The organism is Streptomyces lacaronensis (genome assembly GCF_047337785.1).
Taxonomy (GTDB): Bacteria; Actinomycetota; Actinomycetes; order Streptomycetales; family Streptomycetaceae; genus Streptomyces; species Streptomyces lycopersici.
Window position 1 is genome coordinate 11,943,608 of record NZ_JBLHDK010000003.1, and the last position, 25,595, is coordinate 11,969,202.

15 protein-coding genes and 2 pseudogenes are annotated in these 25,595 nt (G+C 71.9%); 8 read left to right on the plus strand and 9 right to left on the minus strand.

What is annotated here, in order from left to right; genetic code table 11:
* Positions 1 to 1,184: 1,184 nt before the first annotated feature.
* The 4 genes from ACMTAK_RS51145 to ACMTAK_RS51160 all read left to right on the plus strand — a co-directional run bounded on the left by ACMTAK_RS51145 (position 1,185) and on the right by ACMTAK_RS51160 (position 15,541).
* Positions 1,185 to 12,614: an amino acid adenylation domain-containing protein gene (locus ACMTAK_RS51145; protein WP_413812537.1), complete on the plus strand. Its 11,430-nt coding sequence runs from the start codon at positions 1,185 to 1,187 to the stop codon at positions 12,612 to 12,614.
* The gene (locus tag ACMTAK_RS51150; protein ID WP_413812538.1) at positions 12,611 to 14,488 is read left to right on the plus strand and encodes a class I adenylate-forming enzyme family protein; all 1,878 of its coding nucleotides are present in this window, start codon (positions 12,611 to 12,613) and stop codon (positions 14,486 to 14,488) included. Before ACMTAK_RS51145 ends, ACMTAK_RS51150 begins: the two co-directional genes overlap by 4 nt.
* Positions 14,485 to 15,252 carry a hypothetical protein gene (locus ACMTAK_RS51155; protein ID WP_413812539.1) on the plus strand — a complete coding sequence of 256 codons (768 nt, stop codon included), beginning with the start codon at positions 14,485 to 14,487 and terminating at the stop codon, positions 15,250 to 15,252. Before ACMTAK_RS51150 ends, ACMTAK_RS51155 begins: the two co-directional genes overlap by 4 nt.
* A gap of 73 nt (positions 15,253 to 15,325) precedes the next feature.
* Entirely contained in the window at positions 15,326 to 15,541 is a 216-nt protein-coding gene (locus tag ACMTAK_RS51160; protein ID WP_413812540.1) for an MbtH family protein, read from the plus strand.
* 22 nt (positions 15,542 to 15,563) lie between these two features.
* Here ACMTAK_RS51160 and ACMTAK_RS51165 read toward each other — a convergent pair whose 3' ends face one another.
* A complete protein-coding gene (locus tag ACMTAK_RS51165; RefSeq protein ID WP_413812541.1) occupies positions 15,564 to 15,707 on the minus strand; it encodes a hypothetical protein in 144 nt (47 codons plus the stop codon).
* Positions 15,708 to 16,368: 661 nt separating this feature from the next.
* A complete protein-coding gene (locus ACMTAK_RS51170) occupies positions 16,369 to 17,004 on the minus strand; it encodes a CBS domain-containing protein (protein ID WP_413812542.1) in 636 nt (211 codons plus the stop codon).
* A 593-nt stretch (positions 17,005 to 17,597) separates the two neighbouring features.
* Between ACMTAK_RS51170 and ACMTAK_RS51175 the strand changes: the two are divergent.
* The 3 genes and pseudogenes from ACMTAK_RS51175 to ACMTAK_RS51185 all read left to right on the plus strand — a co-directional run.
* Positions 17,598 to 17,929 (plus strand): annotated as a pseudogene (locus ACMTAK_RS51175) (ArsR/SmtB family transcription factor); the annotation flags it as partial.
* Between the two features lie 65 nt (positions 17,930 to 17,994).
* On the plus strand, positions 17,995 to 18,324 hold the full coding sequence (locus ACMTAK_RS51180) for a hypothetical protein (protein WP_413812543.1): 330 nt from the start codon (positions 17,995 to 17,997) through the stop codon (positions 18,322 to 18,324).
* Between the two features lie 79 nt (positions 18,325 to 18,403).
* Positions 18,404 to 18,601 (plus strand): hypothetical protein, encoded by a 198-nt coding sequence (locus ACMTAK_RS51185; RefSeq protein WP_413812544.1) that lies wholly within the window; start codon positions 18,404 to 18,406, stop codon positions 18,599 to 18,601.
* 82 nt (positions 18,602 to 18,683) lie between these two features.
* On the opposite strand, the gene ACMTAK_RS51190 is transcribed toward ACMTAK_RS51185, so the two are convergent.
* Together ACMTAK_RS51190 and ACMTAK_RS51195 are read right to left on the minus strand one after the other, a co-directional pair.
* Positions 18,684 to 19,178, minus strand: a complete 495-nt coding sequence (locus tag ACMTAK_RS51190; RefSeq protein ID WP_413812545.1) for a hypothetical protein — start codon at positions 19,176 to 19,178, stop codon at positions 18,684 to 18,686.
* 150 nt (positions 19,179 to 19,328) lie between these two features.
* Positions 19,329 to 19,469, minus strand: coding sequence for a hypothetical protein (locus ACMTAK_RS51195; RefSeq protein WP_413812546.1), 141 nt, complete (start codon positions 19,467 to 19,469; stop codon positions 19,329 to 19,331).
* Between the two features lie 265 nt (positions 19,470 to 19,734).
* Here ACMTAK_RS51195 and ACMTAK_RS51200 point away from each other — a divergent pair.
* Positions 19,735 to 20,523, plus strand: a pseudogene (locus ACMTAK_RS51200) (IS5 family transposase); the annotation flags it as partial.
* 201 nt (positions 20,524 to 20,724) lie between these two features.
* On the opposite strand, the gene ACMTAK_RS51205 reads toward ACMTAK_RS51200, so the two are convergent.
* The 5 genes from ACMTAK_RS51205 to ACMTAK_RS51225 form a co-directional block, all read right to left on the minus strand.
* The gene (locus ACMTAK_RS51205) at positions 20,725 to 21,591 is read right to left on the minus strand and encodes an alpha/beta fold hydrolase (RefSeq protein WP_413812547.1); all 867 of its coding nucleotides are present in this window, start codon (positions 21,589 to 21,591) and stop codon (positions 20,725 to 20,727) included.
* A 237-nt stretch (positions 21,592 to 21,828) separates the two neighbouring features.
* Positions 21,829 to 22,419: a TetR/AcrR family transcriptional regulator gene (locus ACMTAK_RS51210; protein ID WP_413812548.1), complete on the minus strand. Its 591-nt coding sequence runs from the start codon at positions 22,417 to 22,419 to the stop codon at positions 21,829 to 21,831.
* 116 nt (positions 22,420 to 22,535) lie between these two features.
* Complete coding sequence (locus ACMTAK_RS51215) at positions 22,536 to 22,964, minus strand: ester cyclase (protein ID WP_413812549.1); 429 nt, start codon at positions 22,962 to 22,964, stop codon at positions 22,536 to 22,538.
* 282 nt (positions 22,965 to 23,246) lie between these two features.
* On the minus strand, positions 23,247 to 23,945 hold the full coding sequence (locus tag ACMTAK_RS51220) for an SDR family oxidoreductase (RefSeq protein ID WP_413812550.1): 699 nt from the start codon (positions 23,943 to 23,945) through the stop codon (positions 23,247 to 23,249).
* 761 nt (positions 23,946 to 24,706) lie between these two features.
* Positions 24,707 to 25,468, minus strand: a complete 762-nt coding sequence (locus ACMTAK_RS51225) for an SDR family oxidoreductase (RefSeq protein WP_413812551.1) — start codon at positions 25,466 to 25,468, stop codon at positions 24,707 to 24,709.
* Positions 25,469 to 25,595 lie beyond the last annotated feature (127 nt).

The following is a 25,595-nucleotide window of genomic DNA, read 5'->3' on the forward strand; positions in this document are numbered from 1 at the left end:
CTCCCCCGCTGGCGCGGGGCCGACGTGGCCGTGCGGATGCTGCTCGTCGCGCCGGTCGAACCTGTGCCGTTCAGAAACTCGTCGCGGCAGGTCAGGCCGCGTACCTGTACTCGTTGCTGGGGCGATGGCCGTTGTAGTGCCGGGCGTAGACGTCGGGGATGTGCCGAGCGTGGGTCTCGTTCCAGATCAGAGGAAGACCGGCGCGTAGACCCGGCGAAGGTCCACCAGGTCGATGTGCAGGAAGTCGCAGGCGATGATGGAGCCGGCCTGAGCCGTACGGAAATCGCGCCATGGCGGCCCCATGCGGCGAGGAGCCGGATCGACACCGGCTGCAGTCAAATCCTCCACACCGTGGAGGCGCCGATCCCGTGGCCCAGCCGGGCGAGCTCGCCCTGGATTCTGCGGCTGCGCGGCGTCCAGCACATCCTGGCAGACCTCAGCCAACGACTCTTGACACGGGGCGCGCCGCTCCCTGGCGTTCTCTGGTACGGGTTCAGCATCGCTGTGCCCACATGGTGATGGCACTTGATTCGCCGGGCGTTGTCTGTGGGCTCACACTCGTATATCCGCACCGTGCTGTCGCTGCTTGCGGTGGCGAGAAGAGTGCCGTCCGGCGAGGAGGCCGCCGGCGCCGGTCTGGCATCCGTGACCGCTGGCTGCGACCGCGCCTGTCCGGGACACGCGGCCAGGGGTCCCGGACGCCGTGAAACTGTCGGCCCGCACCGGCATCGTCACCGCGGACAACTCCGGCCTGTCCCCGGCACTGTCGTATGTCCCTCCGAAAGGGGCGGCTCTTCTTCACCTTGTCGAAAACACACCCGCATCACCACCCTTGTCCAAGTCGTCCTCACCGGCCGGCTGGCCTGCTTGAACTGAGGTCGGAAAGGTTCCTTATCGGCGATGGAGGTCAATCGGCCACTGTGTGACTTTTTGGTCGAGTTCTCAGAGAGGAAGGTAAAGCAGCCTCGCGCAGGCTGGAATTCCTCCTTCCGTCTTGCGAAGACCTCGCCACCTGCGTCTTTGCCGTTACCTGACTAATCGTGAGATCTATCACGTTGCCATTACTTTACTCATCCATTGCCTGTTGTGTTTCGATGGTGCGCATCGTTTCTCGATCGACACGGACACATCGGACGGCAGTCGTCGGCATACCACCGACGGGACGGATGGGAACGCTCGCTCATATGCCTGACAACCGTGCTGAACTGCCGCTCACCGACGCGCAGCTGGGGGTATGGGTCGCCGAACGCGGGGGGTTCGGAGAGCCCGGCGCCTACCAGTGGGCGGAGTACCTCGAGCTGGACGGCCCCGTCGCCGTCGACCTGCTCGCGACCGCGGTCGCCAGGACGGCCGCCGACTGCGAGGCGGTGAACGTCCGTATCCGAGCGGCCGGTTCGGCGGCCCCCGTGCAGTGGCTCGTCGCCGATGCCGAGCATGTCGTCGAGACGGTCGACCTGCGGGAGAGGCCCGACCCGGACGCCGCGGCGCTGAAGTGGATGCGGGCGGCCATGGCCGAGTCGGGAGGCTGCGACGCGGGGCCGCTGTTCCTCGGCGCGGTGCTGCGCGTGAGCGACGACCGCACTCTGCTGTTCCACCGGGTCCATCACATCGCCCTCGACGGGGCGGGCATGGCCCTGTTCGCCGAACGGGCCGCTGAGGTCTACAGCCATCTGTACGAGGGCAGCCCGGTGCCGCCAAGCGGCTGGAGCGGGCTTCGGGCGCTGATCGACGCCGAGACGGCATACCGCGGTTCCGCCGAGCACGACGCGGACGGCGACCGGTGGAGGGAGCGGTTGGCGGGCCGGTCGCACTTCCCGACGCTCGGCGCGGGTCCGGCCGCGGCGTCGGACCGGTCGCTGCGCACGAGCAGGGGTGTGCCGGCGGCGGAGTTCGTCGAGCTGAGGAACGGCGCGCGGCGGCTCGGGCACCGCTGGACCCGGCTGTTCACCGCGGCCACCGCGATCCAGTCGCACGCGATGACCGGTGACCGGGACGTCGTCCTGAGCCTGCCGGTCGCCGGCCGGTCCGCCGAACTCGTCCGCCGCGTCCCGGCGATGACGGCCAACGTCCTGCCGCTGCGGCTCCGCGTCGACCCGGCCGCGTCCGTCGGCCACCTGCTCGACGAAGTGGCCGAAGAACTGCGGGCGGTACGCCGGCACCAGCGCTACCGGGGCGAGCGCCTGCGCCGGGAGGTGGACTGTCCCGACGACGGACGAAGGTTCTTCGGGCCGCTCCTCAACATCCAGCGGTTCGACCGGCCGCTGCGCTTCGGTTCGGTCACCGCGACCGTCCGCAACCTCCAGGCGCCGCCGTGCGAGGACCTCTCATTCTTCGCGCACGACCGTGGTGACGGCGAACTGCGCCTCGATTTCGACGCCAACCCCGCCAACCACGGCGAGGACCTCCTGCGAGGCGTCGCCGACCGCTTCCCGCACGTGCTGAGGCAGGTGGCGCGCGCCGAACGCGACACGCCCCTGGCGCGAGTGGCGATCACCACTACCAGGGAGCGCCGCCGTCTCGTCGCGCTGGGCACGGGCGCGCCCACCTCGGCCGCACCCGCCGCCACCGCCGTAGACCGGTTCGCGGACCGGGTACGCCGTAACCCGGACGCCTTCGCGGTGCGCTGCGCCGGAACGGGTGAGCGGCTGACCTACCGCGAACTGGGCGGGCGTGTCGCTGCGTTGGCGGGCGCGCTGGTCGCCGCCGGTGCGGGGCCGGAGCGCACTGTCGCCCTGCTTCTGGAACGCTCGGTGGATCTGGTCGTCGCCGCTCTCGCCGTGGTGTGGACGGGCGCGGCGTACGTACCCCTGCACCGGGACGACGCGTCGCCCCGGCAGGAGGCCGTCCTGTCCGACGCGGACGCGCGGCTGCTGGTCACCGACCGGCACACCGGGGGCGACGCCATCGTGACGTACGCCCGCGACCGCGGACTGCGCCTGCTGGACGTGCGGGCCGACTCCGGCGCGGCCGCCGATGATGCGCCCGCCGGGGCCGGGACGTCACCGGACGCCCTCGCCTGCGTGATGTTCACGTCCGGTTCCACGGGCCGGCCCAAAGGGGTCGGCATCACCCAGGGCGCCCTGGCCGGGCTCGCCGCCGACCGCTGGTGGTCCGAGGGCGGCGCGGACAGGGTCCTGCTGCACTCGCCGCACGCCTTCGACGCGTTCAACCTGGAGCTATGGGTGCCGCTCCTGACCGGCGGTGAGGTGGTCGTCGCCGCGCCGGGACATCTCGGCCCGGCCGAACTGGCCCGGACCGTGGCGGAGACCGGGGTGACCGGGCTGTGGCTGACCGCGGGACTCTTCCACGCCATCGCCGCTGAGGACCCGGCCTGCCTGGCCGGTGTTCGCCAGGTGTGGACCGGAGGGGACGTGGTGTCCCCGGACGCCGTCCGCGCGGTGCGTCAGGCGTTGCCGGATCTCACCGTCGTCAACGGTTACGGGCCCACCGAGACCACGGTCTTCGCGACCCGGTACGCCGTCCCGGAACTGCCCGCGGACGCCGCGTCCGTCCCCATCGGCGCCCCGCTGGACGGCAAGCGGGTGCTGCTTCTCGACGACGCGTTGCGGCCCGTGCCGCCGGGGTCGGTGGGGGAGCTGTATCTCGGGGGAGCGGGGGTGGCGCGCGGTTACGTCGGGCGCGCGGGCGCGACCGCGGAGCGCTTCATCCCCGACCCGTCGGGGCCGCCGGGGGCGCGCGTCTACCGCACGGGCGACCTGGCCCGGTGGAGCGCGGACGGTCGGCTGGAGTTCGCCGGTCGCGCCGACGGACAGGTCAAGCTGCGCGGTCACCGGATCGAGACGGGCGAGATCGACGCCGTGCTAGGTGCCGACCCGCGGGTCCGGCAGGCCGCGACCGTCGCACAGGAGCGCCCGGGAGGGCGGCGGCTGGTCTCCTACGTGACCGCGTCCGGCGGTGCGGCGGACGGCCTCGACACGGTGGCGCTGCTCGACCGGGTGCGGGACCGGCTGCCCGCTTACATGCTGCCGACCGCAGTGGTGGCCGTTGACCGGCTGCCCCTGACCCGCAACGGCAAGCTGGACCGGGCCGCGCTGCCCGCGCTCGAGTCCGCGGTCGCTGTTCGTAGCGCCGGAAGGGGCTCGGCCCCGCGCACGCCCGCCGAGAAACTGCTCGCCGGGCTGGTGGGCGAGCTGCTCGGCGTGCCGGACGTCCCCCTCGACGAGGACTTCTTCCGGCTCGGCGGTGACAGCATCCAGGCGATCCAACTCGCGGCGGCGGCGCAGCGTGCCGGTCTGGCGATCACCACCCCGGACGTGTTCCGCACCCCCACCGTCGCCGGACTCGCCGCCGCACTCGCGGACGACAGGCTCCCCGCGCACCGGATCGCGCTGGACGACGCGGACGACTCCGCGGTGCCGCTGACGCCCGTCATGCACTGGCTGCGCGAACGCGGCGGCACACTTCACGGATTCGTCCAGTCCCTGACCGTACGCACCCCGGTGGGCATCACCGGGGAACAGGTCCGCGCGGTGGTGCAGGCCCTCGTCGACCACCACCCCATGCTGCGGCTCTGTCTGACCGCCACGGGCCCGATCTGGTCGCTGGAGGTGCTGCCCACCGTGCCGGTCGAGCTGAACCGGCCGGGCCCGCCTACCGACCCGGAGCGCGGCCGGATGGTGCACGCGCGCTGGACGGACCCCGGACCCGGGACGGCGGGCGCGCTGACCCTCACAGTGCACCACCTCGGGGTCGACGGCGTCTCCTGGCGCATCCTCCGGGACGACCTCGAAACCGCCTGGGACGCGGTACGCCACGGCCGGACCCCGACGCTGCAACCGACCGGGACGTCCTTCGCGCAGTGGGCGAAGGCGCTGGTGGGGTACGCCCATCACCCGGCCGTGCTCCACACGTTCCCCCACCAGCGGCCGGAGCCCGTGGAACCGCCGGTCGCCGCGCGTCCCCTGGATCCCGCGTCGGACACCGAGGACACCCGGCGCCGCCACACCGCCACCCTGCCCGGCGCGCTCACCGCGCGCCTGCTGAGCGACGCGACCGCGGCTTTCGACTGCTCGGTGCAGGACCTGCTGCTCACCGCGTTCGCCCTGGCCGCCGCCGACTGGCGGGACGGCCCGGACGCGCTTCTCGTGGACCTGGAGGGCCACGGACGTGAGGAGTTCGCGGACAACCTCGACCTGTCCCGTACGGTCGGCTGGTTCACCACCCTGTATCCCGTGCTACTCGACCCCGGCTGCTCCTGGACCGAGGCGCGGACCGACCCGGTCGCCCTGGACGGCGCGGTCGCCCAGGTGCGGTCCCGCACCCGTGACTCCGGCCGCGCGGGACTGACCCACGGTCTGCTGCGCTACCTCAACCCGCAGAGCGCTCCCGCCCTCGCCGCCCGCCCCACGCCGCAGTTCGCCTTCAACTACCTGGGCCGCTTCTCCGTCGGCGGCGAAGGCCCCTGGTCGGTGCTGGCCGACGTGACCGCCGCCGGGACCCCCTCGGATGACGGCCCGACCACCGCGGCCGGGCCGGCCATGAGCCACGCCGTCGAGCTGGACACGGTGATCACCGACCGCCCGGACGGTCCCGAACTGGTCGCCCACTGGTCCTGGCCCGGCGGCCTGCTCGACGCGTCGCGCGTCGCCGCCCTGGCCGAGAGGTGGTTCGACGTCCTGGGCGCGCTGGTCGACCGGGTCCGGTCCCGCACCACCGGTGAACTGCCGCTGCCGCCGTTGGCCCAGGGCCTGCTCTTCCACTCGCTCTACGACCACGACGGGGTGGACCCCTACCTCGTCCAGTTCGTCTTCGACCTCGACGGGACACTGGACGCCGACGCGTTGCGGGACGCACTGCACCGCCTGCTGAGCCGCCACCCGCAGCTCTCCGCCGGTGTCCGGCCCGGCGCGTCGGGCCGGCCGGTCCAGGTGGTGGTGCCGGGCTCCGTCGTGGAGTGGCACGAGAGGCCCGAACCGGAGGACCTGGAGGGCTTCCTCGCCGCCGACCGCCGGCGCCGCTTCGACCTCGCCGACCCCCCACTGATGCGCGCCGCGCTGCTGCGCGGGTCCGCCGACCGGCACACCTTCGTCCTGACCACGCACCATCTCCTGGTCGACGGCTGGTCCATGCCGATCCTCGTCCACGAACTGTTCTCGCTCTACGCCGGTCACCCGCTGCCGCCCGCCACGCCGTACCGCGCCTTCCTCGACTGGCTGGCCACCAGGGACGCCCGCGCGGACGAATCGGCATGGCGCGCGCTGCTGGCGTCCGTGGACGGCCCGACCCTGGTCGGCGGCCCCGGCCGGCGCGGCGCCACCGGGGCACGTGGCCGCACGACCGCCGAGCTGGACCCTGAGTCCACCGCCCGCGTCGAGGCCCTGGCGCGGGAAGGCGGCCTGACGACCAGCATCGTCGTGCGACTGGCCTGGGCGCTCCTGCTCGGCACCCTGACCGGCCGGGACGACGTGGTGTTCGGCGCCACGGTCTCCGGCCGGCCGGCCGAACTGCCCGGCGCGGCGCGGATCGTCGGCCTGCTGATCAACACCGTGCCGGTCCGGGTCCGCCTCGACCCACGTCGGCCGGTCGCCGACTGCCTGGCGGACCTGCGGGCCCAGCAACTGTCCATGCTCGACCACCAGCACGCCGACCTGACGACCCTGCAGACGGTCACCGGGCACGCCGAACTCTTCGACACCGTCGTCGTCTTCGAGAACTATCCGGTCGACGACGAGGAACTCGCCACCCTGGTACCCGACCTCGAGCTGCGGGTGGTCCAGGGCCGCGACGGCACCCACTACCCGCTGACCCTGATCGCCGTGCCCGGCGACCGGCTGCGGCTCCAACTCGACCACGACACCGACCTGTTCGACGGGGAGGCGGCCGGCCGTCTGCTCGACCGTCTGCGCGCCGTCCTCGACCGGATGGCCGACGACCCGGCGGCACCCCTGGGACGCGTCGACCTGCTGCTGCCCGACGAGCGCGTCGACCTCGAAGCCCCCGCGCCCGCCCCGGACCGGGACACCGGGCCGGCCACGCTGACCGCCCTGTTCGCCGCGCAGGTGCGCCGCCGGCCGGCAGCCCCGGCCCTCACCCACGGCGGCACCACCCTGTCCTACGCGGAAATCGACGCGCGCGCCAACCGTCTCGCCCACCTCCTGATCGAGCGCGGCGCGGGACCGGAGCGCCTGGTCGGCCTGGTGCTGGAGCGTTCGGCGGACCTCGTCGTCGCGATCCTGGCGGTGCTGAAGTCGGGCGCGGGCTATCTGCCCCTGGACCCGGCGTACCCGGAGGAGCGTATCCGGGGGGTGCTCGGGGAGGCCGGCCCCGTGCTCGTCGTGACGGGCGCCCCGCTGCCGGTCCCGCACCCGCAGATCCTCCTCGACGGCGCCGACACGGCCGCCACCCACCCGGCGCACCCGCCCGCCGTGACCGTGGACCCCGAGGCGGTCGCCTACGTCATCTACACCTCCGGTTCCACCGGCCGGCCCAAGGGCGTCCTGGTCACCCACCGCAATGTCGTACGGCTGCTGGCCACGACCGACGAGCGGTTCCGGTTCGACGCCGATGTACACGCCCTGTTCCACTCCTACGCCTTCGACGTCTCCGTCTGGGAGATGTGGACGGCTCTCGGCCGCGGCGGGCGGCTGGTGGTGGTGCCGGACGACGTGGCCCGCTCGCCCAGGGACTTCCTGGCACTGCTGCGCCGGGAGCGAGTCACCGCCCTGAACCAGACTCCCTCGGCCTTCTACCAGCTCCTCCGGGCCGAGGAGGAGGCCGGCGCGGACGCGCTGCCCGACCTGCGGGTGATCGTATGCGCGGGGGAAGCGCTGGAACCGTCCCGTGTCCGCTCCTGGCACGGTCCGGGCCGGCCCGCCCTGGTCAACATGTACGGGATCACCGAGACCACCGTCCACGCGACGTACACCGAGCTGACCGACCCCGAAGAGACCGCGAGCGTCATCGGCACCGCGCTGCCCGACCTCCGCCTGCGGCTGCTGGACCACGCGCTACGACCGGTGCCGCCGGGCTGCCCCGGCGAGATCCACGTGTCCGGCCCCGGCGTGACCCGCGGCTATCTGGACCGGCCGGCGCTCACCGCGAGCCGGTTCGTCCCCGATCCGTTCGGCGCGCCCGGCACCCGGATGTACCGCTCCGGTGACCTCGCGCGGCAGCGGCCGGACGGCACGCTGGAGTACCTCGGACGGATCGACCAGCAGGTGAAGATCCGCGGTTACCGGATCGAGCCCGGCGAGATCGAGCGCGTCCTCGAACAGCACCCGGCCGTGGACCGGGCCGTGGTGCTCGCCGACACCGGCGCCGACGGCGGCCGCCTGCTCTGCTACGCCGTCCCGGCCACGCGACCGGCCGGGTCCGGCCCGGCCGAGACGCCGTCGGCCGCGGAACTGCGCGCCCACGCCCGCACGGTGCTGCCCGCGCACATGGTGCCCGCCTTCGTCGTCCCTGTAGACGAGATCCCGCTGACCGGGAACGGCAAACTGGACCGCGCCGCCCTGCCGCGTCCGGAGACCTCGCTGCTGGTGAGCCGCGGGCCGGAGAACCCGCAAGAACGGCTGCTGTGCGACCTGTTCGCCGAGACCCTGGGACTGGCCGAGGTCGGCGCCGAGGACAACTTCTTCGACCTCGGCGGGCACTCGCTGCTCGCCACCCGTCTGATCAACCGGCTGCGCGCGGAGACCGGCCGCGAGCTGAGCATCCGCACCCTGTTCGACGCCCCGGTCGTCGCCGACCTGGCACGCCACGTCCCGGAGGGCGCTGCCGTGGCTCCCGCCCGGGCGGCGGCGGCCGACGCCCCGCGACCGGAGCGCGTACCGCTCTCGCCCGCGCAGCGTCGGCTGTGGTTCTTCGACCGGTTCGCCGGCCCCAACTCCGTGTACAACATGTCCTTCGCCGTCCGGTTCACCGGGCCGCTGCGGGTGGAACCCCTGCGGGCGGCCCTCGGCGACCTGCTGGACAGACACGAGAGCCTGCGCACCACCGTGGTGGAACACCACGGCGAGCCGTACCAGCGGATCCGCGACGCCGACGGCCTGCCGTTCCGGACGGTGGTCACCTCGGAGGCGGAACTGCCCGGACTGCTCGCCGCCGCGTCCGCGCACGTCTTCGACCTGGAGACAGAACTCCCGGTCCGCGCCGTGCTCCACGAGACCGCACCCGACCACCACGTACTCCTGCTCCTGCTGCACCACATCGCCGCCGACGGCTGGTCGCTCGGTCCGCTGGCCCGTGACCTGTCCACCGCCTACCGGGCCCGTGCCGCGGGCGACGCCCCCCAGTGGACGAGCACGCCAGTGAGTTACGCGGACTACACGCTCCGCCTGCTCGACCGCGACCCGGACACCGGCCTCGACCACTGGACGCGGATCCTGCACGGCGCCCCGGAGGTGCTGCGGCTGCCGCTGGACCGTCCCCGGCCGCCGGTCTCCGCACACCGCGGGGAGACCGTCCCCTTCAACCTCGACGCCGCGCTGCACGCCCGCCTGAACCGGCTCGCCGCGACCACCCGGACCAGCCTGTTCATGGTGGTGCACACCGCGGTCGCCGCACTGCTGCACCGGCTGGGGGCGGGTGATGACATCCCCGTCGGCACACCCGTCGCAGGACGACACGACGCCGCGCTGCACGACACCGTCGGCTGCTTCGTCAACACCGTGGTGCTGCGCACCGACCTGAGCGGCGCGCCGACGTTCGCCGAACTCCTCCAGCGGGTACGCGCCACCGACCTCGACGCCTTCGCGCACCAGGAGGTCCCCTTCGAGCGGGTGGTGGAGGCCGTCAACCCGTCGCGTTCCCTCGCCGCCCACCCCCTCTTCCAGGTGATGCTGGCGTTCCAGGACACCCCGGCGGCCGAGTTCGACCTGCCGGGCCTGCGGACGGAACCGGTCGCCGTGCACGGCGGGGCCTCCCGGATGGACCTGCTGTGGAGCATGCGGCAGCACTACACGGTCCACGGCGGTGAGGCCGGGATCGAGGGTCTTCTGGAGTACGACACCGAACTGTTCACCCCCGCGTCCGCGCGCCTGATGCTCGCCCGCCTGGAGAGGCTGCTCCGCGCGGCCGTGGCCGATCCCCAGCTTCCCGTCGCCGACTTGCCGGTGCTCGTCGACGGCGAGCACGAGCGGCTGACCGGGCTGGGGAGGGGCACCGACCGCGAGGCGCCCGACACCTCCGTGGCGGCGCTCGCCGCGGCCCAGGCACACCGCACCCCGGAGGCACCCGCCGTGCTGCACGGCGACACCGTGCTCAGCCACCGGGACCTGTCCGAGCGGGCGGAACACCTCGCCGGGGAACTCCGCGCGCACGGGGCGGGCCCCGGAGCCCTGGTCGCCGTGGTGCTGCGCCGAGGCCCCGACCTGCCCGCCACCCTCCTCGCCGTCCAGGCGACCGGCGCCGCCTACCTGCCCGTCGACCCCACCCTGCCGGCCGAGCGCGTCACGGCGCTCCTGGCCGACGCCCGGCCCCTCCTCGTGGTGCGCGACGCCACCGGACCCGCCACCGGACCCGTTGTCACGGCCGGGGCGGCCGAGCCGCTGACGGTGCCACCCGACACCGCGTACGTCACCTACACCTCGGGCTCCACCGGGCGGCCCAAGGGCGTCGTCGTACCACGGACCGCGCTGGTGAACCTGCTGTTCGCCCTGCGCGAGCAGCTCGCGGTCGGTCCCGATGACCGGATGCTGGCCTCCGCACCCATCGGCTTCGACATGTGCAAGCCCGAGCTGTACCTGCCGCTGATCACCGGCGGTGCCATGGTCCTCGCCGACCAGGACGCGCTGCGCGACCCCGACCAGCTGTGCGCGCTGCTCGACCGGCACCGCGTCACCGTGATGCAGGCGACCCCGTCGCTCTGGCGGACGATCGTGGCACGACGACCGCGACAACTGCGTCACGTACGCGCCGTCGTCGGCGGCGAGGCGGTCCCCGCGGAACTCGCCGGGGAGCTGGCCGCCGCCACCGCGTCGCTGCTCGCCTGCTACGGCCCGACCGAGACCACCGTCTGGTCCGCCACCCACCCGGTCGGCGCGCGGACCGACGGTACCGTGCCGCTCGGCCGGCCGCTGCGCAACACCCGCGCTTACGTCCTCGACGACCGGCTGCGCCCGGTCCCCCCGGGCACGACAGGCGAGCTGTACCTGGCCGGCGCGGGCCTCGCGACCGGCTACCTGGGCCGCCCCGAACTGACGGCCGCCCGCTTCCTGCCGGCCCCCTTCGGACCGGCCGGCCAGCGGATGTACCGCACCGGTGACCTCGCGTCGTGGAGCCGCGACGGGGTGCTCCACTTCCACGGCCGGACCGACGACCAGGTGAAGATCCGCGGTCACCGCGTCGAACTCGGCGAGGTCGAAGCCGTGCTGGGCGGGCACCCGGAGGTCACGGCCGCCGCGGTCGCCGTGCACGATCGCGGCGCCGACGACCGTCGGCTCGTCGGCTACGTCACCCCCAAAGGCGCGGACCTGGGCGCGGTCGGGGCGCACCTGACCCGGCACCTGCCGGACTACATGGTGCCCGCCCGGCTGCTGGCCCTGGACCGGCTGCCCCTCGGCGCCAACGGAAAGCTGCTGCGCGACCGGCTGCCCGAGCCCGACTGGGCGGCCGCCACCGACGCCGAGCCGCCGCGCGACCTCCGTGAGGACCTGATGTGCCGCCAGTTCGCCGAGGTCCTCGACGTACCGAGGGTCGGCCCCGAGGACAACTTCTTCGAACTGGGCGGCCACTCGCTGCTCGCCGCCCGGCTGACCGAGCGGATAAGCGCCGTCCTCGGCCTCGCACCCGCGCTCCGGAACGTCTTCGAGGCCCCGACCCCGGCCGCCCTGAGCCGACTGCTCGTCGGGCCGCCGAGCGCGTCCACCCCCGCACACCTCGTGCCCTTCCGGGCCACCGGAGCGGCCGCGCCGGTGTTCTGTGTCCACCCGCTGAGCGGTATGAGCTGGAGTTACGCCGGCCTGCTGCGGCACGTCGGCCGGCACCACCCGGTCCACGGCATCCAGGCCGAGGGCACCGGGGGAGTGGCGGACCTGCCCGGCACGGTCGAGGAGATGGCCGAGCGCTACCTGCGACTGCTGCGCACAGTGCGCCCCTCCGGCCCGTACCACCTGGTCGGCTGGTCCTTCGGCGGACTGGTGGCGCACGCCATGGCCGTCCGGCTGCGGGAACTCGGCGAACCCGAAGGGACGCTGTTCCTGGTCGACACCGTCGCCGCCACCGGGGCCGGGCCCGCCGAGCCCATCGACGAGCACCGCGTGCACCGGGTGCTGCTGACGGCCGCGGGGTTCGACGACGACCGCCTCGCCCCGGAGACCCTCGACTTCACCACCGTCTCGGCACTGCTGCGCCGCGAGGGCAGCCTCTTCGCCCGCCTCACCGAGGACGACATCGCCCGCGTCATCGCCGTCTCCCGGCACAACGACGCTCTGCTGCGCGCCTACCGCCCCCCGCGCTACGCGGGCCACACCACCTACATCGAGGCCGCCGGCGAGCCTCGGCGCGCGGCGCCCACGCACGAACTGTGGCGGCCCTACGCCGGCGGCGAGCTGACCGTCGGACACGTCGACACACGGCACCACCAAATGATGCAGCCCCAGCACATCGACGCCGTCGGCGTCCAGCTCACCGAAGCCCTCGGGAGGGCCCGTTGACCGCCATCGAGGACGCGACGTACGAGGCGGACAGCGCCGCACTCGACGAACTGCCCGCAGGAGCACGGGTGGTGATCAGGCTCCCAGGCGGCCGCCGCCTCGCGGACATCCTGCTCGGCTGCTTCGACCGGGAACTCGTCGCCGTCCCGCTCCACCCGCGGGCCGGGGACGCGGACCTCGCCGCCGGCGCCGCCCGGGTCGCCGCCGCGGCCGTCGTGGACGTCCACGGGGTCCGGCCCACCCAACTGCCCGACGCGCACCCGATACCCGAAGCTGCGGCGCTCATCATGTTCACCTCCGGCTCCACCGGTCCACAGAAAGGGGTCGTGCTCAGCCGCCGGGCGGTTCTCGGCAACGCACGCCGCACAGCGGTCCTGCACGGCATCACACCGGACCGCCCGCACGGCACCTGCCTGCCGCTGTACCACTGCAACGCACTGGTCATGTCACTGCTCGGCACCCACCTCACCGGCACACCGCTCACCCTGCACCCCTCCTTCGACCCGGCCGGCTACTTCGCCGCGCTGGACGCTTCCGGCGCCAGGACGGCCTCCATCGTCCCGGCCCTGCTGGCGGACCTGGTCGAGGCCGCTCCCGCGTGGCCCGACGGGCTGGATTACCTGATCACCGCCGCGGCCCCGCTCACGGCCGACCTGGCCCGGCGCTTCCACTCCCGCTACGGCCCGCGGCTGCGTCAGGGCTACGGCCTGACGGAGGCGGTCAACTTCAGCTTCACCATGCCGCTGCTCGACGACGCCGACTTCCGCACCCACTACCTGGAGCGGACGCCCCCGGTGGGCGTACCCCTGCCCGATACCGAACTCCACCTGGAATCCGGCGAGGTCTGGATCCGAACCCCTGACCTGATGACCGGCTACTGGCAGGACCCGCGCAACACCGCCGCCGCCGTCACCGACGACGGCTGGCTGCGCACCGGCGACCTGGGCGAGCTCCGGGACGGACTCCTCGTCCTGCGGGGCCGCGCGGGCGAGCGCGTCAACCGAGGCGGGGAGAAGCACCATCCCCTCGACATCGAGCACGGCTGGCGCCGGGCGGGCCTCACCGGCCGGTTCGCGGCGGTCGCGGTGGACGAGCCCACGCTCGGCGACGACGTCGCCCTCGTCGCGACGGAACAGCCGGTGCCCGAGGTCCGCACCCTGTGCGAGCGATCGCCGCTGCGGCCCGCGGTCGTCCAGTTCGGCGGGTACCGGGCGACCGCCACCGGAAAGCCGCAACGCCGGGTGATGAGCCGGCCGCTGGCCGCCCGCCGCTTGGCGCCCGCGCGGTACGACCGACTGCTGCGCCACGCCGCGGCCACCGCACGCCACCTGCTGGACTCCGGGACCAACGACCCGGCCCTGCGGTCCCTCGCGGAACACACCGCCGCCCGGCACGCCGGGACCGGGGACGACACCGTCCTGGCCGCCTACGACTTCCTGCGCGAGCACTGGCACACCCCCGACGACGCGGAACTCGCCCGCGCCAAGGCGCGGTGGCGTGCGAAGGTGCTCGCCGCGTGGCCGCTGTCGGTGCACGGGGAACTGGCCGCGGAGCTGGCCGCCCGGCACCGCGTCGAGGAGGGGCCGGTGCCGTGGGGCGTCGAGACCCGCCTCGACGGCGGCGCACTGGTCCTCCTCCCGCACGGCCCCGCGCCGGGCGGCCCCGCCCGGCCGCTGGTCCCGCTGCTGTCCTTCCTCGGTGTCCCCGGCGGCGGGGGAACGGACCGCTGGGAGTGGCTGTCCCGGCAGCGGGGCGGCGGAACGTCCATGACCGGCTGCTCGGTGCTCCGCGCCGGGCGACACGACGCGGGCGGCGTCCTCTGGGCGCGCCACCTCGATTGCGGTCCGAACGAGCACACGGGAGCGACAGGATGATCCAGCCCACCGAGACCACCGGCCGGATGAAGCGGTCGCCCGACCACGAGGACGAGATCCTCGACGTCCGAGGCCACCGGGACCCCGACCGCAACCGGCTCACCCCGGTGGTGCAACTGCCCCCGGAGACCGCCCTGACCGTTGTCGACGCTCTGTCCGGCCTGGTCCGGGCGGCCCATCGGGAGGAGGGGGAGCGACCCGCACCGGCGGGCGAGCCGAAGCGGGCGCAGGTCTTCGAGGAGGGCGACGTCTTCATGCTGGAGCCGCCCTTCCCGGGCTTCTTCGCCGACCGCTACCTCATGGACTTCTACGACACCGCCGCACGCGACATCTGTTCGCGCATGCACCTGCACACCGGGCTGCGGTTCGTGCGGATGATGACCGGCCCGGACACCACGATCCGCGTGTCCAGCCTGTCGCCGATCACCGTCCGCCCCCCGACGGGACGCTTCGCACCGCTGTCCTGCTTCGCCGACGACCTGCCCGGCACCCCCGACGGGGCGCGCCGCGAACGGCACAACGTGATCGTGCCGCCCAACTCCTGGGTGGACATGCAGATACCACGCGGAGTCTCACATCAGTTCAACGCGGTCGGTCCGAACGCGGTCATCGACTCGGTGCACCCGGAGGAGTCCATCGAGACCCTGCGGGAGGGGATGTCGGGCTACCGGATGATGGCGCAGACCATCTTCCTCGCCAAGGACAGGAGCCCCGCCGCGACCTGCGCCGACGCCGGCGCGCCGGAGACGACCCCGCCACGCTGAGCCGGACGGGCCGAGCCCCACGGCCGCCGGACCGGCTTCTCCACCCGGACCCCGCAGAGATCGGCAGGACGACGTGAACCCCTTCGACGACCCGGACGGCACTTTCCTCGTCGTGGTCAACGACCACAACCAGCACGCCCTGTGGCCCACCTTCGTCCCGGTGCCCGACGGATGGCACGAGGCGCACCCGGCCGCATCCCGGGACGTGTGCCTGGACCATATCGAGCGCACCTGGACGGACCTCGCACCCGACGGTCCGGCCCGGCCCACGGATCCGGCCACCGGCTGAGCTGTCCGGGCGGCGGTGTGGGTCAGCCCGCCCCGCCGTCGAGCAGCCATGCGACGATCAGGTACATCAGCGCGCGGCCCGTGACCTTCTCGGACTCCATGCGCTCCAGGCGGAAGCCGCTGTGCGGTTCGGCGCGTTTGGGCAGTTGAAGGGCGTGCACGCTCAAGACGACGTTGTCGGCGCCGATCCGTACGGCAAGGGCCGGCCTTTTCCTGGCATCGATGATCCGTACGACCGCGTGCGCTCCCGCGATGACGGGTGGGTTCGCTACAGCGGTCGCCCTCACAGGGCCCTGTTGCCGGCGATGCCCCTATGACGACCCCGGCAACCTGGGGGGCGAAGGTCATCGACTCGACCGGGAAGGTGTACGCCGGTAGGCCCGGTAGTCCCACCGCCGGTGAGTCCATGGACCTCACCATGATCCTCCAGCCGGGCGACAAGGTCACCGGCTGGGTGATCTTCAACATGCCGCAGGACGCGAAGATCACGGCTGTGACGTACCAGATGGACTCCGCTGTACTGATCCATGCCCCGGCCGTGTCCCCTGCAGGGGGCGTGCCGGGCGCTGTTGTCGGGCGGGAGTCCGCGTGGCGGATTCCGGGGCGAGTTACGTGCGGGGGAGTAGGGGGCGCAGCAGGAGGGGGCGGGTTCGACGCGGATGGTGACGGTGTCGGTGTTGTTGGTGGGGTCGGGGCGGACAGGAAGGTGAGACCGTCCGGGAGCGGATCGGTGACGGTGACGCCGGTGGCCTGGTTCGGGCCGGGATCGCTCGGCTGCGCCTGGTGGCCGGCCTGCCGCTGCTGTGGCCGGATTCCCAGGGCGGATACCTAGCGCGCGGCGGTGAGGTGGGCGTCCACGGTGACGACACCGTCGACGCCCTGGCACAGGCCCACGACCACCGGGATGAGACGCGGTTCCGGGACGTGGCCCCGAAGGGTGACGTCCCCGTCGCGGACCTCGACCGCGACGGTGCCCTTGTCCAGGCCGAGGATGCGTCCCAGGACGTCCTGCTCGACCTCGTCGCGGATCTCGACGTCGGAACGGATGAAGGCGTCGAGCAGGTCGCTGCGGCTGACGATGCCAAGGAGCCTGTCGTCGCCGACCACCGGCAGTTGCTTGACGTGTCGCCTGCGGAGTTCGCGCGCGGCCCGGGGGATGGTCCAGTCGGCGCGGGCGGCGATGACGGGGCTGCTCATGAGCGCGCCTGCGGTCTGGGCCCGGGCCTTGCTCCAGGGGTGCTTGTCGTTCTCGTCCTGCCCCTGCGGATCGGGCATGCCGGTCTCGTGCCGCAGCACGTCGGAGGCGGACACCATGCCGACGGGGGCGTCGTTGTCATCGACGACCGGAGCCGCGGCAATGTCGTTCGCGTCCAGCAGGGCGGCGACGTCCTGGAAGGGTGTGTCGGGCCGGAGGGTGACGACCTCCTCGGTCATCACGTCACCGACCGTGCGGCGGTGCAGCATGGCATCGGCCTCCTCCGCTTCGCGACGGGGCGCGGCCGCGGCCGGACCGCCGCGGCCGGACCGCCCGGGCGGACCACGCGCGGCGCGCCGACTTCCGCGGCCCGGCCGGCTCGCCCACGCCGTCTTCCCTACCCATGACAGCACCGCGCCGCTCCGGCGACCACTGGCGTTCGGCCTGGCGGGGAAAGCCGGCGGTCCTACGGCCGGGAGTGCGGCCGAGCGCGCGGTGGAGGCCGGCACTGGGCGCCTGGCCCTTGCGCTTATCGAAGGGGGATGGGCAGGCGGCCCTCCTGACCGCTCACTCAGCGTCCGTGCCCACGCCCACGGGCCCGGCCCCCGGAACGGACGAAGGGGCCGCGGCCGCCGGACAGTGCGGGTGCGGGCGCTTCGGGAACTGAGGGAGGCTTCAGGCAGGCGGCCTGGTGGCTGATCAGTCGTCGTCGCTGTCGTTGTCGTCCCGGTCGTCCTGGTCGACGTGCTGGTTGAGGACCTTGCCGCCGGCGGCGTCGACGGTCGCGTCGTGGCTCTTGTGGTCCATGCCGAGGACGTCAGGCCGACCGGTACCTGAATTCAGCAATTCGCACTGTCATGGTGTGCTGACCGTTGCCTCCGACATCGACGTACTGGCCCGTTCGGCCGCGCGCTCGCCGGCCCGATCCGCTGCCGTCTCTTGCTCGCTCTGCGGGATGCCCCCGCCTACCCCTCCGACCTCGCCGACGCCCTCGGTATCTCCCGCACCCGGCTGTCGAACCACCTGGCCTGTCTGCGCGACTGCGGCCTCGTCGTCACCGTCCCCGATGGACGGCGGGCCCGCTACGAGTCGGCCGACGAACGCCTCGGCCATGCGCTGGACGACCTGCGCACCGCCGTGGTCGCCATTGAGAGCGACCGGACCTGCACGGACGCCGACGGGAAGGGCTGCTGCGCCGTACTCGCGACCACAGCGGTGTCGGCCGCCGACGCCGAAACGGACGCCTGTGGCTGCCGCTGATGGGACTCGGGCTGCCGGACACCCCCACCAGGCCATACCCGCCCGGCGCAGGAGTCATCGGCAAACAGGACCCCAGACCGCACGCGGCCTTCCCTGACCGCTTCACCGGCGCCCGCGCCCAGAAGGCCGCCGATATCGTCGTCAATTCGGTGGTCTTCCGCCCCAGCGGCCGGGACCTGACCACCGCGGGCCGCTACACCGAGATGGCCTCTCGTTTCGCCGAACCCGTCCTGCTCGCTCTGGCCCTCCTCGCCGTCCGCGGCCCGGGGCGAGGGTCGGCGGCTGGCGGTTCCGGCCAGTCGGCAGGGGCGACGGGTCGCAGCCCGTAGGCAGCCTGCACGGCGGCAATCGCCTGCTCATAGGTGTCCGTCTCGGTGTCGATCGTCAACCGCATGACGCCCCCCTTTCGTGACCACTGCCAACATTCTTCCCCGGCCGCCCCACGCCCCCAGCTCGGTCCGGGCCGGGGCGGACCGCGACGAGGGCCGCCGACACCGCACCGCCCAGTACCTCCTGGCGACGTCACTGGAGCAGTCGCGCGAGCGGCGGGCGGCGCGCACCGAGCAGGCCACGCCCGCGCCCGCCGTGGTCGGACCCGCTGCCTGATCCTGAAAAGCGCCTGTTTCGCTCGCTAGTAGCCCTGCGAGCGGTTACCCCTCGCGGGTCCAGCGGTGTGACATCACCGCGGTCACCGGTGACGTGGTCGTCTGTGCCTTGGCGACTCGGATCCACCGCTGTCGGCGGGCTCGGCGGTGGCCGGGCGACGGCCCGCGGCGACCAAGCCGATCATCGCTGTCAGCAGCCCGAGCACCTGGCTGATCAGCCCGATCCAGGAGGTGAGCAGCGCTGCCGAATTGGCCATCACCTCCTGTGTGTCCTGGCTCAGTGGGCCCGAGGCGGGGCCGGGCGTGGCGGGTGCGGACGGCGGGGAGGTGGGCGGTGAGGTGGGTGGGGAGGTGACGGGTGAGGTCGGTGGCGTGGTGGGCGGTGAGGTCGGCGGACCGGACGTGGTGTCCGTGTCGGTGGGGTTCGGGGTGACCGTCCGCGTGGGGTGGACGGTCAGCACGGTCAGGCCCCCCGCCGACAGGAGCGTGCCGATGCCCATCAGTGCGAGGGTGACCAGGAGCAGGGTGGCCGGGAGCTTGAGGACGGCGAGGGTACCGGCTTGCGGAAGGCGCCACATGGGGCCACTTTACGAACGGGATGTACGGATGTGATCACGTTGCGTTGCGCCTGTCGGGGCAACGCCGGGCCCGCTCCCGGGCCCGCGCCAAAACCTGTCCGCCCGCCAACGGCAGCGTCCACAGCTCGGTCGCGTTTCTCATGCGCCCTTCTACGAGGTGGCCATGGTGATGTCGTCGTAGGACTCCAGGAGGGTCCAGCGCCGTGCTGCCCGCACTCCGGCGGGGAGCCGGTCGGCCGCTGGCAGTGGGCCCGGGCCCGGGTCCAGGCCGGTGAGGGTGGTGATGTCCAAGACAGGTACCTGGAAGGTGCGGAAGGCGCTCGAGCGGGGGAGGGTCTCCTGCTCGCGTGGCTTTGGCCATGGCTTGGGCGGCGGCGTCTTTGGTGAGGTCGGGGCTCTGGTCCAGCACGTAGGCGGTGGCCGCCAGGTCCCTGTCGTGCATGAACGCGGCGACATTCCGGAACCGGAGCGGTACCTGGATGCCCCGGCAGGGCGGATCGGAATCCTCGAGTACCGGCCCGGTGAAGACCGTCAGCTTGCGATCGAAGTCTTCCGCATGGTCGAGCAGACCCCGGCCTGCGACACCCGCCGCGGCGGTCGGCCGGAGAAGCACCCCCGGCGCGAGATCGTCGACGCGATCCGCTACGTGGTCGATACCGGATGCAAGTGGAGGGCTCTGCCTGCGGATTTCCCGCCGTGGCGCACGGTTTGGGGGTTCATGGCGCGCTGGGCCGCCGCCGGGATCATCGGACAGATCCGCGACCAGCTCGCCGGCCGGATCCGTCGTGAGATGGGCAAGGGCCCCCGCGCGGTCGCCACGGTCATCGACTCCCAGAGCGTCAAGGCCGCCGAGACCGTCGGAAAGGACAGCCGCGGCTACGACGCAGGAAAGAAAATCAACGGTCGCAAGCGCCACCTGGTCGTGGACACACGCGGGCTACCCCTGCTGGTCATGGTTACCCCGGCCGATCTGCACGATTCCGCCGCAGCGAAGGAAGTCCTCTTCCGCCTTCGGCTGATGCACCCCGAGATCACCATCGTCTGGGCCGACCGCGCCTACGCGGGCAAGCTCGTGACCTGGGCCAAACAGCACCTCAACATCACGATCAAGACCGTCAGCCGCCCCAAGGACACGACGGGATTTGTCGTCCTGTCCCGCAGGTGGGTCGTCGAAAGCTCGCTGGCCTGGATCATGCACGCCCGCCGTCACGCCCGCGACTACGAACGACTCGTCCAGCACTCCGAGACCTTGATCACCTGGGCCGCCATCACCCTCATGACCAGGCGCCTCACTCGGCGCCGTCAGGTGAAGCCGACGGCACCGCCCTCGCCAGCGCAGGCAACGTGATCACAGCATTCCGAGGTGTCACCTAACGCCGAGCCGCCGGGAAAATGATGCCGAGGATTCCGCCTACGCCGCTGCCGAGTACTGCGCCGAGGGGGCCGCCGGGGCGCAGCAGTGTGATTGAAACCTTCGCCGGGCGCTGGGCGGGGACATTAAGCCGAGCCCGGACGCGATCACCGTTCCGCCCGTCCTCGGCACCTACTACCGCTCAAGAAAGTCCAGGGCTTCCGACACGAACTGCTCGTGGAACTGGAAGATGCCTCCGTGGCCGGCGTCGGGGTAGACGACCAGATCGGCGTTCGGCAGTCGCCGTGCCAGGTCGAACGAGTTCTTCGTCGGCACCATCCGGTCACTCTGGCCGTTGGCGACGAACACGGGCTGATGAATGACGGAGAGATCCTGGGGCTGCGCGAGCCCCCAGCGGTGGATGGCCCTGAGCTGGGCGAAGTACGACGGGAGAGAGATCACCTTGTCCCGGTCGTGGGTGCGCTCCTTGAGCCGGGCCAGGAACTGCTTGCCGGCTCGGCGTCCGCCCGCGGTGCGGGTGAAGAAGAGGAACTGCTTCGGGTCCTGCAGGGTGAACAGGCCCCGGACGGTGTCCAGATGGGAGAGCCAGGTCACGTTCTTGATGCCCTCGCCGCCCGCGGGGCCGGTACCCGTGAGGATCAGCCTGCGGACGAGCCGCGGTTCCTCCTGCGCGATCACCTGGGCGATCATGCCGCCCATCGAGAAGCCGTGGATGTCGACCTGTTCGAGCCCGAGGCCCCGGATGAAGGTGACGGCGTCCCTCGCCATCTCCTCGATGGTTTTCGGTGTCGCGCCACTGGATGCGCCGACACCCCTGTTGTCGAAGGTGATGACGCGATGCCTGGCGGCGATGCCGTCGACGACCCTGGGGTCCCAGTTGTCGAGGACCGCGGCAAGGTGGGTGAGGAAGACCACCGGCACGCCGGTATTCGGACCGAGGTCACGGTAGGCGAAGGTCACTCCGCCGGCGGTGAGGGTGCGGGTCGGGGCCTTCCTGTACGAGGTCACCACGTCGCCTCGTACTCCTTGTGCGTCGTTCATGACCGTGCCCTTCTGGTGGGGTTCTGCACTGCGTCTGCAGTCAGTTCGGTCGACGACAGAAGATCCGTAGGAGTCACGCCAACTTTTAAAGTATGACCGTAATTCCATTGGGTCGCAAGAGAGGCGGCGCACACCATGACGGTGAGGCCGCACCTGCGCGACGCAGTGGATATGGACAGCTCGGTTGCGGGAACCGAAGTACGCGCCAACTCCAGCCCTCACCAGGGGCGTTGTGTGTCAGACGCGCTGCCCGGCATCCAGCAGCGCGAGGGCGTTGTTCACCCCCTGCTCGAGGAGCTCATTGGCGAGTTGGCTGTCGGTCAAGGCGCGGGAGAGCTGCAGCGTCCCGGCCATCAGGCCGAGGAGGCTGAGTGCCTTCACACGGGCGGAGGACGGATCCTCGGGCGCCATGCGGGCGGCGATGCCGTCGATGAGGATCAGCACGCCGTCGGTGTACGCCTGCCTGGTCGCGTTGGTGCAGCGCCCGATCTCGTCGAGCAGAGCGGCGTTGGGGCAGCCATCGCCAAGCATTTCGCGGTGCTGGGGTGAAAGGTAACCCCGCACGATCTGCTCCAGTCCGGCACGGCCGGGCGCGGCCTGTGCGACAACGCTCGCGGCCTGTGCCTTCAACTGGTCGGCGATCGCCGTGGTGACGAGGTCATCTTTGGATGTGAAGTGAGCATAGAAGGCACCATTGGTCAGCCCCGCGTCCTTCATGAGCGTCGAGACGCCGGAGCCGTCGATACCGTCTTGCTTGAACCGGCGGCCCGCCGTCTCGATGATCCGCCGCCTCGTCTCCGACTTGTGCTCTTTTCCGTACCGCACCACAGCGCACGCTCCCTCGCCGACCAAACGGACCCGTTGCCCTTTACCGACTGCACCAGTCTATGGTATTGCGAACGTAATCCAAAGAATCGACGTCGGCTCGGCGAGGCCGGGGTTGGTCAGGACTGCAACTGGGCGAACAGCGTCGCGAGGTCGATGAGGCCCCAGTGGTCGGTGAGTTTCCCGTCGGCCACCTTGAACATGCGGACCTCCAGCACCTTGATCGATCGGCCGGTGGCGGGAGTGCCGTTGAAGGGCCCGGTGTTCGTGCCGGTGAGGACGAAGCTGATCGTGAACCAGTCGTCCTCGGCGACGACACGGACCGGCGCGGCGGCGAAGTCGGGGACCGCGTCCAGGAACGACTTCAGCACCGCGCGGGTCTCCTCGACGCCGGAGGTGGTGCCGTCGGCGGCGTGGTCGCGGAAGTCCGGCGCGTACAGGGCGAACAGGCCGTCGATGTCATGCAGGTTGACGAGTTCGACGTACTCATCGGCAAGCCGGTGCAGGTCGGCCGTGGTCGTTCGGTTCTCGACGTTCGAGGAAGACATGCGCTTCTCCGATGTGGGTCGAACAGGCGGGTTGGACGAGCAGGGCCTGGCAACGTTTCCGTGTGGAGTGCCGGCGTTCCGGTCGACGTGGTCAGATGGTGAGGAAGGTGGCCACCTCGACCGTGAAGGCATCGACGGGCCGGCACAGGTGACGACGGCTGAGCGCTCGTCGCCGTCCTGTGCCGCCGCTGTCCTCACCTCGATGACGCGAGGGCGCGGGAGTGGGACACCGGGCGTCGCCATCCGCCGGCCCGGTGAGGGTTTCCGGGCCGGCGTGGGCGTTCAGGAGAGCTGCGGATAGAGCGCCGAGACGCCTCCGGACAGTGCAGGCTGGGCTTGGCGGGCGGGGTCGTCCGCGAGGATCTCGTAGGCGCCGGCGGCGATGCCGTCGACCGCGATCCTGGCGATGTCGGCGGGGTCGGACTTGGGCGCCTCGACGGTCCGGACCATGTCGGTGTCCATGTAGCCGACGTGTAGGCCGGCCACTCGAATGCCCTGGTCGGCAAGCTGCAGGCGCAGGGCGTTGGTGAGGGACCACTGGGCGGACTTGGCCGCGCAGTAGGCGCCGTGTTCCGGGGAGCTGACCCAGGACAGGACGGACAGGATGTTCAGGATGGCACCGCCGCCGTTGGCCGCGATCTGGGGCGCGAAGGCGCGGACCACCGACAGGGTGCCGTAGTAGTGGGTGTCCAGCTCCAGGCGGATGTTGTCCAGGTCGCCTGTGAGCAGGTCGGTGCCGGTGGCCGAGCCGGCGTTGTTGATCAGGACGGTCACGTCGCCGGTGGCCTGGGCGGCGGCCGCGACGGAGGCCGGGTCGGTGATGTCGAGCGCGATCGGCTTGGCGCCGGGCAGGTCGACCTGGTCGGGGTTGCGGGCACCGGCGTAGACGGTGGCGCCACGGGCGAGCAGTTCGGCGGCGAGTGCCCGCCCCAGCCCGCGGTTGGCCCCGGTGACGAGGACGGTGCTGGCGGAAAGGTCCATGAAGAGTTCCTGGTGAAGTAGGAGGGCTCACTGCCCGAAGCGACCACGCCGTGACAACGGCGCCGGTGCGCGGTGTCGGCCCTACCGCAGGCGGTTCAGGCCCTTGTCGCGGGCGGCGTGGGAAGGGTGCGCCGTATGGGCGAGCACGCTCAGGTTTAAATTACGTTCGTAATACTATAGGGGTGCTTCGATGATCGCAAGCACCTTGCACGGGGAACGGACCACGCGATGTGCCGTGCGCGAGGGGTGCAGGCAGACCGCCACCCTGTCGGCCGGCCAGGATCTGTCACTGAGAGGAGGCATCCAGGGGCGGCACGCCTGTCAGTTCACCGGACCCACCTCGGGCCCCTGAGCCGCCTGCGCCGCCTGCGAGCGTCGCGAAGCAGAACGGGACGTGCGCTCCTCTCACGGAGTCCAGCGCCTCGCCGCCCGCCGCCGCTGAACCACTCGGCCGCCGCCAGCGCCCCGCGGTCGATCTCCGCCTGAGTCGGCAGACACGATGCGAAGACCTGCGCCAGTTCGTGGAAGTCGGGGCCGCCGTCCGGCACCCACGCCGTCACGCGGAGCCCCGCCTGCCAGCCGTCGCCACCGCGGAGGACCTGAAGTACGAGGTGCTCGCCACGCAGGGCGCGTTCCTGGGGCACCCCGCTCGGATACCCGATCACGACACCGTCCGTGTGGTCGTAGTAACCGCCGAGTCCCTGGCGCCGGACGGCGTCGACCAGGCGCTGCTCGTTGCAGGCGAGGTCCGAAGGGAGCGGTCAGACCAGGAACGGCCGGAGGAACGGCCGGTCGTACGGAGCGGAGTCCCTGGCGGAAAGCACCTGCTGGGCGACGGGGCCGACAGGCACCCTCAGCGGAACGGTCTGCGCCGCCGCGAGGTCGGCAAGCGCTGCAGCGACCTGCTCGGGACTGCTCATCATCTCGGCCGGGATGCTCCCCTGCAGCAGGGCCTCGTAGGGGTCGTCCGGCAGCCGGTAGGCGGTCATGCCGTCGAGCGCGCCGGAACTGATCGGCCCGGGCTCGGCAAGGGTGACGTCGATGCCGAAGCCTTCCAGTTCGACGGCGAGGCTCTCGCCCAACGCCTCCAGTGCCCACTTGGAGGCGACGTAGGCGGCGTTGCCCGGCAGGACGATGCGCCCGCCGACGCTGGAGACGAACACCAGCCTGCCCGCGCCCCGCTGGCGCATCTGCGGCAGAAGGGCTTGCGTCACGCGGATCGCGCCGACTGTGTTCTGTGCGTAGAGACGCTCGATCTCGGAGAGGGGGCTCGCTTCGACGGCGGCGGCGAAGGTCACGGCGGCGTTCGAGATCAGAACATCGATGCCACCGGCCTGCTCGACGGCGGCGTCGACGCTGGCCTGATCGGTGACGTCCAGGCGCAGCCGCTGGTCGACGTCGAGGCCGTCGAGTGTGCGTGGGTCACGGGCCGTCGCGACGACGCGGTGGCCGCGCTTGGCGAGTTCGGCGGCGGTGGCGCGACCGACACCCCTGGAGGCGCCGGTGATGAGGATCGAAGACATGGAGGGTCCTACCTTTCAGATGTGGGTCTGATCTGGTCATTCGTAAGATCGGAGGGCCCAGGGGTTCTGGGTATGGCTGGCATGGTGGAGACCGTTCGATGGCTCAAGGAACTTGGCCGCCCGGAGC